The sequence below is a fragment of the Gemmata sp. genome (assembly GCF_051859125.1).
GTDB lineage: Bacteria > Planctomycetota > Planctomycetia > Gemmatales > Gemmataceae > Gemmata.
Map to the genome: position 1 here is coordinate 71973 of NZ_JBHYGG010000258.1, position 12982 is coordinate 84954.

Here is a 12982-nt window from a genome sequence, read left to right on the forward strand (position 1 = left end):
GGGAGTCAGACGGGGAATGATGTCCCTGTTGAGACGGCAGACGGGTCGCCCGTGGGCCTCCTACCGACGAACGGGCGCCGGCAGAGTGCGTGGGCACCCCATGTGGTCCAGAAAACTCGTAGTGGGCCGCGGTAGAGTGGGCGGCGATGACTCGAAGTTGGGGTCGGCCCAGCGCTGCGGACGGCCCCCGTCCCGGAACGATCACTCGGCCGAGCGGTGTGCCCGGCCGAAGTGCTTCACCTGCACCACCTCGTCCAACAGGAGGCGGCGGCAGTCGAACGGGAAGACATCGGGCAGCACGGTCGGGAAGGCGCCCCGGCGGATCAGCGACTCGACCTTGGACCGCTTGACGCCGAGGATCTCGGCCACTTGGGTCACGGTGACCTGCCCGGCCGGGAGGTTCGCCGCGCCGGCGTACAGTTCTACAGACAGCATGGAATGCTCCACGAGTTGGGATGGGGCAGCTCGGTCGGAGTGCGAGGTTGCACCTTACCATGACGGGTTAATGCCCAGCCTTGGCGGCCCCGGTGCCCCGTACCCCGTCGAATCTTGACGGGCGTTCCGCGTTACGGTCGCCGGTGCGGACGGCCGACGGGTTCGCGGAGCCTTTCCCGGACCGGACGGTGGACGAGAGTGCGGTTGAGCAGTTCGAAGACGTGTGTGACCAGGAGCCTTCTCGTATTCGCACTTCTTGGGCGGGAAGCCGATGACTGACGCTCCGCTGAAGGCCGTGGGAGGGTCGATTCGGGAATGTGGGTGCGGAGCTCGTGACCTTGTCTAATTGATAATTCGAAACCGCAGCTCATTTTGGCCAATCCGCTGACGGCCCTTCGGCTCCCCTGCCTGTAGTGGTAGTAGACGCCTCGAAGTCTCTTGTTCTGTCGACCTCGTAACGGCCTTCGGGCGGGCCGGGAGCGCGTTCCCACCGGGTCGCCCGACTTTTGCCCCCAGCTGCGGCCGTAGTGCTTCAGGCTTGACCCAGCCGAACGTGGGTCCATGTCGCCCGCAATCATGCATCGAGCAGGTCATCGAGTGTCGGCGGCGGCCCATCCTCGGGGTCCCACGGGTGGCTGAACTCGGGGGCGAGCACGCGGTGCGGGGCCAAGCAGTAGACTTCGATCCGCTTCGAGGCGACGTTCACCCGCTGCGTGTACACGCCGCGCTTCTCTTCGCGCAGTTCAATCACCCCCTTACGATGCAGCTCGCGGCCCAGGGTCTTCGGCGTCAGGGGGAGATTCGTATTCGTGCGGCGGGCCAGTTCCTGCACCGCCCCGAGCGAGACGGCCGGAAGGAGGTAGAGGTACGTCACGGAGATGTAGCCGATGTGCTGACCCTGGACCTGCCACACCGTACGCTCCTCCCACTGCCCCTCCGCCTGCTCCTCGTCGCCGCTTCCGGCCGCGGATGCGGCAGTCGTGCCCGTGGCGGTGGGCGGCTTCGGAACCCGATACGTCTTCTCGGCCCACCCCCACCGCTGGGGGTTCTCGTCGGGGCACCCGCCGCTCAGATTCTGGAGATGAGCCCTGCCGCTGGCGAAGAGCTCGCCCAGGAGCTGAAGGTACTGTTCGACCGGATCCTGGTCGCGGTGCTGGCGCTTCTGGCGGACGACCGCGGCATCCATGGCGCTTACCATCGTGTCGAACAGCTCCTTCTGCCGCGGCCCGTCGATCGCGCCGACCTGTTCGGCGAACCAGAGGAACGCGGTAAAGCCCCCCAACAACTCGGCCGCGATGGTCGCCGTCCTCGGGTGCAGCCTGGGGTGCTCCTTCAAGTAGGTATTCCGATGTGCCTCAACCTGCTCCCGGATGTCCGCCCGGACCGAGCCCCGTGCGCCGGCGAGCCAACTCAGGTAACCGGCCATCGCCGCCGCGAAGGTGCCATTTTCGGCGTGCCGCTGGCACTCGGTCAGCTTCGCACAGTCGATGTCCTCTTTGCCCAGGGGCAGGATGAACATCCGCGCCCCCAGCGAGAGCCCGTCGGGCACGGCTTCGGCCGTGGCCATCATGAGACAGCGGGAGGGGCGGGCCGGTCGTGGCTTGCCGTCGTACGAGCAGCGGCCCCGGCCGGCGCCATTCCCTTGCCCCCGCATGAGGCGGTCCGCGTCCCGGTTGGCGCGCTCCATGTCGCTGAGCGTCCCGCGGAGCAGCCAGTCGTCGACGACGAATAGGCAGTCCTTCGCGTAGAACCCGACGGCCTCGTTGTAGTTGGCCGTGTTCTCCCACGACCCCGGCAGGTGGGTGCGGTCCATCCCCTTGCCGTAGTGCCGCTGGGCGAGTGACGCCGTCTCGCTCTTCCTCGACCCGGTTTCGCCCACGAGCCAGACTGAGAAGCCCGCATCACCCAACGGCGCGCGCCAGATGGCGGCGTAGGCCCAATGCCCTTCAGATAAGCACACGTACGGCTTGGTGGAAGGGTTTGGTTGGCTGCGGCGGGTGGAGATGTTCCGCCCGCTTTTTCGCCCAGTTGGACATCTTCCGCTTGATCACCCGCGGGTACCACCGATCCCGCCGAGGTCTCAATCGCTGGCGCCGGACCTCTCGGAGCAACCCGTCGTACCACTCGTGCGATTCTCGCCACGGCGACTCGGGGAACCCGTTGACCGGGTGCGAGGCAGGGATTAGCATCAGAGCTAGTTTCTGCACGCGTTGCCCGACCACCGCGAGCAGAGAGGCGGCAAAGCCATTTGCGAGTTGGATGGGCACTGGAGGGCTAGACGATGACTACCTTTACTCTTCGGCCTTTGTCTATCGGCCTGTTCGTGTCATGCGGGTTATTCCTGCATTCGTCGGTGAGCCACGCACAAACTCTGCAAGAGTTCAACGCTGTGGTCGAGAAACATTCGGCGAAGAGCCCGGCAGGCGGTCCGAAGAATAACCCTACGGCAGCGGTCTTCGTGTTCCTTCGCGCTTCAAAGAAGCTCTGTTGGGTCGCTGATGGCAAGGTCATGTCGGTGGAGGTTGTTTCGACTAAGGAGACAAACGACACAAAAGAGGGTGGGCCCACGCCGGCGGGTGAATACCTCATCGGGAAGCGATTCAAGCACGACAAGCACAACATCGACTGGTACAAACTTTACCCGCGCATCGAGGACAACTCAGGCTACTACGGTTACACAGCAAAGACCAAGACGGGACGTTTCGCAATGGGACTTCATCCGGGTGGGGTGAGCGAAGGCTGTGTGACAGTGAAATCGGCAGATACTCCTTACGACAAAGCCGATGCGTGGAAGTCTATTCAAGGCAAGTTAGACACGTCGAAGCTCACTTATAAGAAGGATGACTTCACCGGACTGCTGTACGTTGAGGATAAGTGATTCTCGATCGTCGCGCGCTCCAGCATCTCCAGGCCCCGGGCCAGCCACTTGGGCAGGCCGAGGGACGTGACTGCTTCACGCGATGCTCTCAACAGACACCGAGATCGCAGCCGACTGCGACACATCCACCCTGGCGACCACGAACAAGTTCGGGAATGCCGAAGACCAATCAGCCCTCCGGTGCCTCGTCCCGAACCTCCTCGAAACCGAAGGTGTGCTCTTTCGACTCGGCCCGCACCCGGATCGTCACCCGTCCGCGTTTACGAACGTGGCACTCTGGGCCAGGGTGAACTGGCGGACGGTCCCGGGCGGATCCTCCTCCAGCACCTTCCACGGGCCGCACGCGAGGGGCCGCTTTTGCGTAGATGGGATCCTCGGCAAAACGTAGTTACGGCCCGACACCGTGTCGAGGAAAATCGGAGAGCTTGATAACGGCTCGTGCAAGCTCGCGGAACCTCGCGAGATCGTGCGTGAGCGATGAGAGGGGTTCTCGTCGCCGCAGACCGAGCGAAGCCCGACGACGGAAGCTAATCGATGTTCGGATGGCTCCGGAAGTATGTCCGCAAGATCGGGATCTTCGGCGTCGAGATCGAGTTTCATCCCCCACGGAACCGACCGCGACGACCGCAACGCCCATGACCGCCCGTGCGGTGCGGGCCGACCGCAGTGCCGCATACCAGAGGTCCCGCATGCCCCGCTCAATCTTCTTCGTGTTCGCAGTCCTCCTTCTGGCATTTGACCCTCACGGGCAGGGCGACGAACGCCCCAAGGGAAACGGCGAGAAGCCCGGCCTCGGCCTGCCGCCGCTGACGGGCGACGACGCAGTCGGTGTCGATATCCACGGCGTGAACATCGCCCTGCGGAACCAGTACCGAGAACTGTCCAAATCACGGGGCCTCGGCGTATCCGTCGCCAAGGCGTCGAAGGAGTTGGGGGACCACCTTGACGAGTTGGTTAAGAAGGACGCCGCCCTAAAGAAGTTGGGCAAGGGCGAGATCGACAACGAAATCCGCACGGCAGCGGAGCGCAACCGGGCCGAGGCACTCGTCCACGCCTGGGCGTCGTTGAGCATCCTGGCAGCGGAAACTGACCGCTTGGCGGCAGAGGCCGCCGCCGAAGTCGATCCCAAGAAAAAAGCAGACCTCGCCTCCCTAGCGGACCTCACCCCCCTCGTTTCCTTGGACAAGCCTTCCGTGCTGTCGTACCTGCTCGCCCTAGCCGCACAGGTTGCCGCGTCTGGGGAGTTTGACGAGTCGTACAAATCGGAGACCGCGAAGGACGAGAAGGCATGGGTCGATCCGCTTCAGTTCCGCCTCAAGGACAAGTCCATCTTCGGCATCGAGTTCGCGTACGACCACGGCTGGGCGGAGGGCGAGAGGCCGGCGTTCGTGAAGCACGATCGGTACGTCCCCTCCATGGGCGACTTCGTCGGCAGGCACGAAGACGGCCCAGAACCCAGGCGGGATCTGTTGAGTCTCTGGGGTTTGGTGAACCTCGTGGTGGACCGCGAGGGGCGGCTTTCGCCGGGCGGAGAGGAAGTAAGCACGAGACTGACGCGGCTCGCCGACTGGCTGGTGTCGCTGCGTGAACACAAGGCCATGAAAGCGATCGCCCCCGCCACCGCGGCCAAGCCGTCGCTCGACGGGCGGCTGCTCTCGCCGTTGGGCCGCCTGGAATCGTTCCTCCGATTCCGCGAGGCTGCAACCCGGCCTGAGGCACTGGCGGGCATGGCCGACCTGCTGGCTTCGTTCCGGCGGGAGACTCCGGCCAACGACAAGCCCGGGGCGGCACGCGACCGGCTGCTGAAGGCGGCGGGCGAAAAGTCTCCCGGCCTTAAACACCTCGTAGAGGCGTCGGCCCCGGTCGGCGACGGCGGCGAACGCCTGCCGCACGCCGCGGCCTGGCTCCGCTACGCCCTCCTGCTCAGCTGCAAGGGCCAGCGGGCGGTGGCCTCTGAAGACATGGCGAAGACGTGGGAGGGGTTCGGGACGGGACTCGGGCTGGAATTCCTGGTCGATGCGAACGCGTACGCGAAGGAGGGGAAGCGGCCGGTACCGGCGGTCCGGTGGAACCAGCAGCCGCACCGGGGTCAGGCTTCCGCCGTGGTGGCGGACCTTTCACTCGCCTGCTTGGCCCATCTGCGGTTCAGTGCCTTCGTCGCGGCCCGGCAGAAGAAACGCTTCGAGGCCCTTCGGACCACGGACGCCGCGAAGACCTACTTCGACAAGGGCTTTGACGACGCTCTGAAAGACCTGGATCAGGCGTACCGCTCGCGGCTCGCCCCGCACTTCGCCCGCACGAAAGGCGAAGCCGTCGAGACGACCTTCCCGCCGCCCGGCGAGCCGGCCCGGCTGGCAGAGGTCGATCGCTACGGGAAGGGGAATCCCTTGCCACCGCCGAAGGACGCCGACCCCGAAGGCTCGGCCCGGCGTTCGGCGTTCGCGGCGTCCGCCACCGCGGCCGAACGGCTCCGGTTCCGTGACGACCTCCTGGTCCTGGCGATCGAGATGCAGCGGACCGTCCAGGTCCAGACGGCCGTCCGCGACGCGGTGAAGGAGGGCAAGCCCTTCGGGTTCCAGTTGCTCGCCGGCCTGGGCGGGCCGGGCCTGGGGGACCTGGGCGAACTGCCCCGCAAGACGTTCCCGCAGTACAAGAAGGATCTGGACGACAGGGCCAGGGAGTTGAGGGAAGAGGTCAAGGTGAGAGAGGCGGAGAGTGCCCTCGTCGCGGCCTACGGCCAGAGCAGGGACGAACTTCAGCAGGCACGGGCCGAGTTGGAAGCCGCCCGACTCGGGCGGAGGATCACCGAGAAGGCGGTGGAGCTGAGCGAGGTCTTCAAGGAGATCGCCCACCTGGATGTCCAGATCCAGGAACTGGGCGAGCGGATGGCCGTGCTGGAGAAGCAGGCACGGGACAAGAGCGGCGAGGCGGCGGGCTTGAGGCTGGTGCTGGCGACCCGCGTCCGCGACCTGGCGGCCCGGAAGGTCGAGGCACTGATCGCCGCGAGCGAGCAGGCGGAAAAGATTGCCAAGGAGGCGACCGAGAGCATCGAACACCTCGCCGGACAGTTCGACAAGGCCGCGAACGACGGCAAGAAGCGGAAAGAGCGTGAAAGAGGATTTGGAATCCTGAAAGCGATCGTGAGCGTCGTCGGGGCAGTCCTGGCCCCCTTCACCGGCGGGGCCAGCCTCACGGTGGCGATGATGGTGAACAAGGCCGTGGACATCTACAAGCGGATCGACGAGACCGACTGGCAAGACTTCGGGGCGGCGGCCGCGACCGTCGCGTCCGTGGGCGAGGACGCGGCCGGCATCGTCGACACGGGTATCGCCAACTTCGGCGGCCCGAAGGCCAAGGCGGCCCTGACGGACGTGAAGAAGTTCATCAACGAGAAGAAGGCGAAGTTGGAGGATCTGAAGGGCCAGGCCGAGCAGCTCGGGAAGAAGCTGGCGGAGGCCGCGAAGCTCAACACCGGGGCGGCGGTGGCACTCGCCAACGGCTTCCCGGTGACATTCGATGACAAGGGCAGGTTGAAAGTGGATCTCGGCAACAGAAAGGTCCGGTTCACAGACAAGAAGCTCGAAGAGTCTCTGAATCACCTCATCGAGGGGGGCAGGTACGTCCTGAACGACCTGGAGGGACGCGGGGCGGAGGGGTTGGGCAAGCTCGCCGGCCTGCCTCCGGCCGAGCTGAAGGCCAAGCTGGGCGAGGCGATGCGCGGTGCCATCAAGGAACTGCCGCCCGAGTTCACCGCGGCCATCTCGGAGGCGGCCAAGGCCAAAGGCGAGGCGGCATTGATAGAGCTGAAAGGCCGGGTCGAGGGCCTCGACGACGAGGGCCGAAGGGTTCTCGCCCACGCCCTGGCGGGAGGGATGCTGTTCATCAAGGACGGGAACGTCGTCGTCGCCATCGAGCGTCCGTTTGACAAGGAGGCACGGCAGCTCGAGGCCCGGCTCGAGGCCCACGCCCGCAACGTGGCACGGGGGGAGATCGGGGTCCTCGTCACCAAGATCGGTGAGATCCGCGACCGGCTGGAGAAGAAGGGCCAGGAGCTGATCAAGGCGAGCGACGACGAAGCCCTGAAGGTGCTGGCACGGGAACACCCCGCGGAAGCCATCAAAGAGGTGAAGACGGAAGTCGAAAACCTGAAGGAGAAGTTGGAGGCGGCGAAGCTCGAACTCAAGGACAAGGAGGACGAGCGGACGATCGTCGATTACGAGGCCGCGGCGGCCCGCCTGCTCGCCGACAAGGCGGGCACCCTTGTAGAGCAGGCCAAGCTCCACAAGGACAGGGCGGCCCTCGTCGTGAAACAGGCGAATCTGGCGGCCGAACTCGAAGTCCTCCGGGGCGACCAGGCCACCGCACTGATCCGTGCCGCCGAAATCAAGGTCGCAAGGCTGGAGGACCTGGTCCGCCAGCGCTTCGACCGCTGTCTGGCGAACGGGGTTAACCCGTCGAGTAGCGTGAAATCCCCCGAGATGCTGCCCCTGCCGCTCGCCAGCCTGCGAGGAGTGCTGAGCGGGCACCTGGGTCGGCTCGACGTGGTAAACCGCCCGGTCGTCGAGGCGGCGGCGGCTGATGTCCTCGGGCTGATCCAGTGGTGCGAAATGCTCGGCCTGTCCGGCGGCGAAGGCAAGACGCCACTCGATTACTACGCCAGCCTTCTTACCCACATCGCTAGCGGTGATGAAGCCAGCGTCGTCTGCGGACGGCTCAAGGCTATGGGTGTCGAATTGGACAAGCTTTTCGCCAGCAAAGCCGGAATCCGCACCCGGGTCCGCTACACCAACCCCAATATCACTCCGTCGAACATCGTCTGGCGTGACGGGGATCGAGGGGCGGAGATCGAGGAGATCGCCAAAGACATACCGGCCAAGTACCGCGAAAAGGTGCTGGGAGCGTTCCGCTACCGTGTCGAAATCGACGGAAGTGGACATACCTTCCTCCCGGCGGCCACACGGGGGGAGTTTCCGGAACCGAAGGCACTGCTCGATGAGTCGGCGGCGTACTTCGTCGACAGAAACAAGATTCGCCTGATCCTGGACCGTGACAACTTCCACTTCGTTGTGATCCCCCCCGCCGTGGCACAGGCACGTCTGGGACGGCCTCTAGTCATCGGCCCGTCACGCGACGCCAAGGGGGGGCAGATGTCCTTCGACGAGAAGGAGGTCACGTCCAGCGAAGCCGCCGACAAGGAGAAGGACAAGATTGAGACCGACCTCGGGTTGTTGAGAGGCGTGGATCTCACAGGGGCACTCGGCGAGTGGACGGTACTCATCATCAAGTCGAACGCGGCGGGCGAGGTCAAGAGGAACGAGGCGATTAACGACATCAAGAACGCTAAACTACGCTTCACACTCAGGATGTACTACCTGGAAGTCACGCGATAGGCCAGTCGAAGCAAGGAGACCCATGTGAACATTAGTCAAGCGACCATCACCACCTTACTCCTGCTGACGCCCCGGCGGTTGTGGCCGGCGAGGGCACCGTCATCAAGGATCTGCGGGCGAAGGGGAGTAAGTCGGGCCTTTCCGTCGTCACCCGCTCCCGGCCCGCCCGGCCACGCGATGGTCATGGACGAGGAGAAGTAGCCTTACACCGTGGAGAAGTTCGGCTTCTACCCCTAGGAGGGGAAGAAGCCGGTGTTAAGTAGGTAACCAGAAGTTTCCGGATAGTACGCCGGCGAGTTGGAGGCGTTCGTTGGCCGTCATCTGGAACAACTCGTCGTACACCCGGCCCAAGCTGTCGCTCAGGTCCGGGGTCGGCTCGTTGGCCATGACCCGGCCCTTCACGTGCCGCCACAGCCCTTCCACCGGGTTCAGTTCCGGGCACGCCGTCGGCAGGAACCGCAGCTCGATCCCCAGTTCCCACGCCAGCGCCCGCGACTTCCTGGCCGTGTGCGGCTGCCCCGGTCGAGGAACAGCACCAGCCGCCACCCGCGCCACCGACTCCGGATGCTCCGCAGGTGGTTCTGGAACGCGTCCTGGTTCCACTTGGCCGACTCGTCGAGCCACACCGCCCCGGTCGCCGGGTTGAGCGCCCCGAACACCACCCGCCTGACCCGGTTGCCGGTGATCGGCACCTCGGCCTGTTGCCCGACCAGCGACCAACTCGCCCGCAGCGGCGGGGTCTCGGTCAGGATGGTGGCATCGGAGAACACCACGACCGTGCGCCCGCGACCCCTCAAGCCCCTCTGGAGCCCCCTTTGGCCTGCCGCCAGTTCGGGTCGCGTCGGGAGAGCACGAACCGGGGCCGCTTCCACCGATACCCCAGCCCGCGCAGCGCCCGCCGCACCGTGGTGTCCGACACCGCCAGTTGGTGCTCACGGGCCAGGTGCGCGACCAGCAAGGGCGTCGTCCAGGCGGGGTGCCGGTACCCGTGGTCCGTCGGGGCCGTGGGCAGCAGCTCGCCCAGCACCTCGGCGACCGCGCCCCGCTGCTCCGGCGGGCGGCCCGGCCGCTGGGCGTCGCGCAGCCGCTCCGCCTTGGGCCGTTGCTTGTCGCTCCACCGGGCGACCCACTCGTACACGGTGGACCGGCCCACCCGGTACCGGGCCGCGACTTGGCCGGGCGCCTGCCCGTCGGCCAGGTCCAGCAGGGCCAGCGCCCGGCGGGTCGCGCGGGCGTCCGTACTGTGCCGGGCCGCCTGCTCCAGCGTCTCCCGGTCCCGAGCGGTCAGTTGCACCAGCGGCATCGGATGGCCCTCCAGTGCCACAACTTACGAACCAACCGGCCGTCCGGGAACTTCAGCCGACCTACTTAGGCCCGGTGCCGGGGAAGGTGACCGACCAGCTCCTCGCGGGCAGAGGGATCGCTACGTCGGCCTGCCGGGTCGTTCTCAAGGTGGACAAGGACAAGTTCGACGAGATGGATGCGGTCCGCAAGATGTAGCTGCTAGAGGCCGATTGCGTCACTTTCTCGGGGGAGCTCGCGGGCGAACTCGGGTTAAAGCCGCTGAAGCGAGAGGACGCGAATATGCCCATGAAGTACGCCGAGAAGCTTACGAACTGTTAACAGCGTTGGATGACGCGGAAGATTTCATATGCTCCTTCGCTCCCTTTCGAGACTATTCCACCCCGCTTTTCCTCTTACAATCATCAGCACAATTACTTTACGAGAGCGATGACATTAATTACCACATCACCAAACGGCCCCGCAAATCCGGGTACAGTATCCGCTCCCTCGTTGTAGTACTTCACGATGACTTTAGAGTCTTGGATTTTTATATCTTTCGTGCTAATCGCAACGTGCATGCGGCCAATAGAGTTGCCATTTACTCCACCTATCCAAGCCATAGCTTGGATTACCTTCACGCTCTTGAAATCCACCTCAAACTCAGTCTTTAGACGAGCTTGCCTGACCTCGCTTTTCCACTCCAAGCGTGGACTGCTTTCAAACTGCATTTTTAACTCCTGCGTCGCCGTTATCGCCCGATTGGAGGCCATTTTATTAGCGTCGATCTCCTCGATCATTTTATCCACTTGCTTCTTCTGCTCGTCGCGGAAGCCTGTATGATCTTTGCGGAGTGCGAGAATGTGTCCAGCCAATTGCTTGTTATCTTCCGCCAAGCGATCGCATGACTCCTGCAACCGTTTCACGCGATCGTCAGGCGCACCTGAGGCGACCTTGGGTAACGTGTCATCAGGAGTCGACCGCGTTGCAGTGAGAGCGACGCCGGCCCCCGTACCGAACAAAAGAAACCACCACAGAATGAGGCGCGAGTTCATGCTGACCATTCTTGGTTGTGTAGTCTGATAGGATGAGCGTCTCATAGGGGAACCGACCGGTCAAGAAAAAAACTGACCGTCCCGGAGTTTGGGGATGGTCATTTCAGCGGCGAAATCCGGCGAGCGACGCGGAGATACGAGGTTGTGGAGCCAGTTGTCGTGGTAGCGGTGTCGGTTCGCCCGCTCGGCCGGACAAAGCCACCCGTTGTTGGCCCACGTCGTCGCCGGGTTCCACGGCCGGAAGTTGTACAGCAACGCCCACGCCCGGCAGTGACGTTCGCCGGACGGCGGCTGGCCGCGCAGATGCTGGCCGTCGTCGTAGTACCAGTTCATCGACCGCATCACCCGGTCCAGCATGTTGCTCGTCCGGTGACCGCCCGGATGACGATAGGCCCGTTCGTACTCGCGGGCTCGGCCGCACAACTTCTTCACCTGCTCGGCCACCCACCCGGCTCCGGTCTGTTGCTTCGCCCACTCCCACAGCCGCCTCAGCCGCGGCGAGAAACTCCTCCGATCCGTCGCGTGGTACGCATTTTACACCTTCTCCGAGAGCGTCTCGAACCCCTCGCTCAACTTGCCCGGCTGCGGATCGCCAGCCAACCGTGCAAGAAGCACCGCAGGATGACCACCACCGCAAATAAACTGGCCCACGCCTGACGGGTCGCGGCCCAACCGTCCGTGTTGACGGTCTTAGGCTGGTAGTCACTCCGGACGTTTTGGGCTTCCTGTATGAAGACCCCGTCGGCCGCTTTCAAGTCCTCCACGCCGGCGGTTTGGGCCAATGCCGCCCCCAGGCCGCAACCGCTTCCGACGGTGGTCGCGATGTAGTTCTTGACCCATCCCGTGGCTGGTGATGTTCGTCGGCCAGCACATGTTCGGGCAACTCGGCCTTCCGAAGGGTCGTGCCGACGATGCTGTTGCGTCCCAGTGCCAATTCCAGGCGAGACCAGTACATGGGGGATCCGCAGTTGCAACCGCGAGGAGCGGCGACGGCACTGCTGCGCACATCTAACCTGAGCTATAACGTCTTGACCCATCAGGACGTTGAGGATCTGTCGTGCCAGCCGCAACCGGGACGGAGTCCGTGGCGAACCCGTTCGCTGCCGAGGTGCTGTACCGCCTGCCGCTGGCCGCGGCGTTCTACACGGCCTACCTCACCCGCTGGCAAATCGAGAACGTGTTCCAGCAGATCACTGAGGTGTTCCACCTGCAGCGGCCGATCGGCTGCCGCCCCCGGCGACGGTGTTCCAGGCGTCCCTGTGCCCGGTCCTGTTCAACGCCCTGCAACTGGTGCGGGGGTGCATTACGGCCGGTCGCCCCGAGCCGACGGCCGTGGAGGAGGTGTCGGCCGAACAGATCTTCGCGGACGTGACCCGCGACCTGATCGGGTTGCATGAGGTGCTGACGGTCGACGAGGTGACCGACAGCGTGCCGGTCCCGGGGGGTGACGAACGAGTGCGGGAGCCGTCAATAAACAAGTGAGAATTGATTCTCACTCACACATCGCCTCGCGCCAAGGTGGTGCATGAAGTTGCTCGCCACCACGCAAAGTGGCCGCTGCCGCACGTACGGAGTCCTGGCGAGCCGCTCCGTTCCCACTTCCGCGGACGAGGGAGGCTCGACTTCAACGCTGCCTCGTCCCAAGTGCAGGAAGCGAGCCGCACTTGAGCGAGCCTGGTGGCAATCCGGGCTGCGGCGACCGATCACCCGAAGTTCAGTCCCAAGTCTCGCCAGCTTGCACATCGTCGTCGCCGGTGTCTGGGGGCATATTGCAGCCGGTGGCGTTGCTCATCATCGCGAGCGCCTCGAGGTCGTCCGGCGTTACGTTGTCCGATGGGCCAAGTAGTGGTTCCGGTGTGTCCATGGTTGTGCTTCCGGGAGTGAGGTAACGGCTCGGTTAGTGGGCGATTTCAATCTGCGGAATCTGCGACGCTGCCGAACTG

General features: G+C 64.5%; 11 protein-coding genes. 3 read left to right on the plus strand and 8 right to left on the minus strand.

All coding sequences use genetic code 11. The features are described 5' to 3' along the window. Positions 1–201 precede the first annotated feature (201 nt). Complete coding sequence (locus ACTIGN_RS24045) at positions 202–435, minus strand: helix-turn-helix transcriptional regulator (protein WP_439628609.1); 234 nt, start codon at positions 433–435, stop codon at positions 202–204. A gap of 574 nt (positions 436–1009) precedes the next feature. Further along, positions 1010–2314, minus strand: coding sequence for a hypothetical protein (locus ACTIGN_RS24050; protein WP_439628611.1), 1305 nt, complete (start codon positions 2312–2314; stop codon positions 1010–1012). A gap of 402 nt (positions 2315–2716) precedes the next feature. Here ACTIGN_RS24050 and ACTIGN_RS24055 point away from each other — a divergent pair, with 402 nt between their 5' ends. Both ACTIGN_RS24055 and ACTIGN_RS24060 read left to right on the plus strand, forming a co-directional pair. Continuing rightward, complete coding sequence (locus tag ACTIGN_RS24055) at positions 2717–3313, plus strand: tlde1 domain-containing protein (RefSeq protein WP_439628613.1); 597 nt, start codon at positions 2717–2719, stop codon at positions 3311–3313. A 689-nt stretch (positions 3314–4002) separates the two neighbouring features. Continuing rightward, entirely contained in the window at positions 4003–8703 is a 4701-nt protein-coding gene (locus tag ACTIGN_RS24060) for a hypothetical protein (protein ID WP_439628615.1), read from the plus strand. Between the two features lie 255 nt (positions 8704–8958). Here ACTIGN_RS24060 and ACTIGN_RS24065 read toward each other — a convergent pair whose 3' ends face one another. The 5 genes from ACTIGN_RS24065 to ACTIGN_RS24085 form a co-directional block, all read right to left on the minus strand. After that, a complete protein-coding gene (locus ACTIGN_RS24065; protein WP_439628617.1) occupies positions 8959–9249 on the minus strand; it encodes a transposase in 291 nt (96 codons plus the stop codon). Beyond that, the gene (locus ACTIGN_RS24070; protein ID WP_439628619.1) at positions 9132–9575 is read right to left on the minus strand and encodes a transposase; all 444 of its coding nucleotides are present in this window, start codon (positions 9573–9575) and stop codon (positions 9132–9134) included. The genes ACTIGN_RS24065 and ACTIGN_RS24070 overlap by 118 nt, the downstream gene beginning before the upstream one ends. Next, positions 9497–10006 (minus strand): helix-turn-helix domain-containing protein, encoded by a 510-nt coding sequence (locus ACTIGN_RS24075; RefSeq protein WP_439628621.1) that lies wholly within the window; start codon positions 10004–10006, stop codon positions 9497–9499. Before ACTIGN_RS24075 ends, ACTIGN_RS24070 begins: the two co-directional genes overlap by 79 nt. Positions 10007–10418: 412 nt before the next feature. Continuing rightward, a complete protein-coding gene (locus ACTIGN_RS24080) occupies positions 10419–11039 on the minus strand; it encodes a hypothetical protein (protein ID WP_439628623.1) in 621 nt (206 codons plus the stop codon). 60 nt (positions 11040–11099) lie between these two features. Further along, a complete protein-coding gene (locus ACTIGN_RS24085) occupies positions 11100–11483 on the minus strand; it encodes a hypothetical protein (protein WP_439628625.1) in 384 nt (127 codons plus the stop codon). Positions 11484–12281: 798 nt separating this feature from the next. Here ACTIGN_RS24085 and ACTIGN_RS24090 point away from each other — a divergent pair. Continuing rightward, positions 12282–12521, plus strand: a complete 240-nt coding sequence (locus ACTIGN_RS24090) for a hypothetical protein (protein WP_439628627.1) — start codon at positions 12282–12284, stop codon at positions 12519–12521. Between the two features lie 232 nt (positions 12522–12753). Here ACTIGN_RS24090 and ACTIGN_RS24095 read toward each other — a convergent pair whose 3' ends face one another. After that, complete coding sequence (locus tag ACTIGN_RS24095; RefSeq protein ID WP_439628629.1) at positions 12754–12903, minus strand: hypothetical protein; 150 nt, start codon at positions 12901–12903, stop codon at positions 12754–12756. Between the last annotated feature and the right edge of the window lie 79 nt (positions 12904–12982).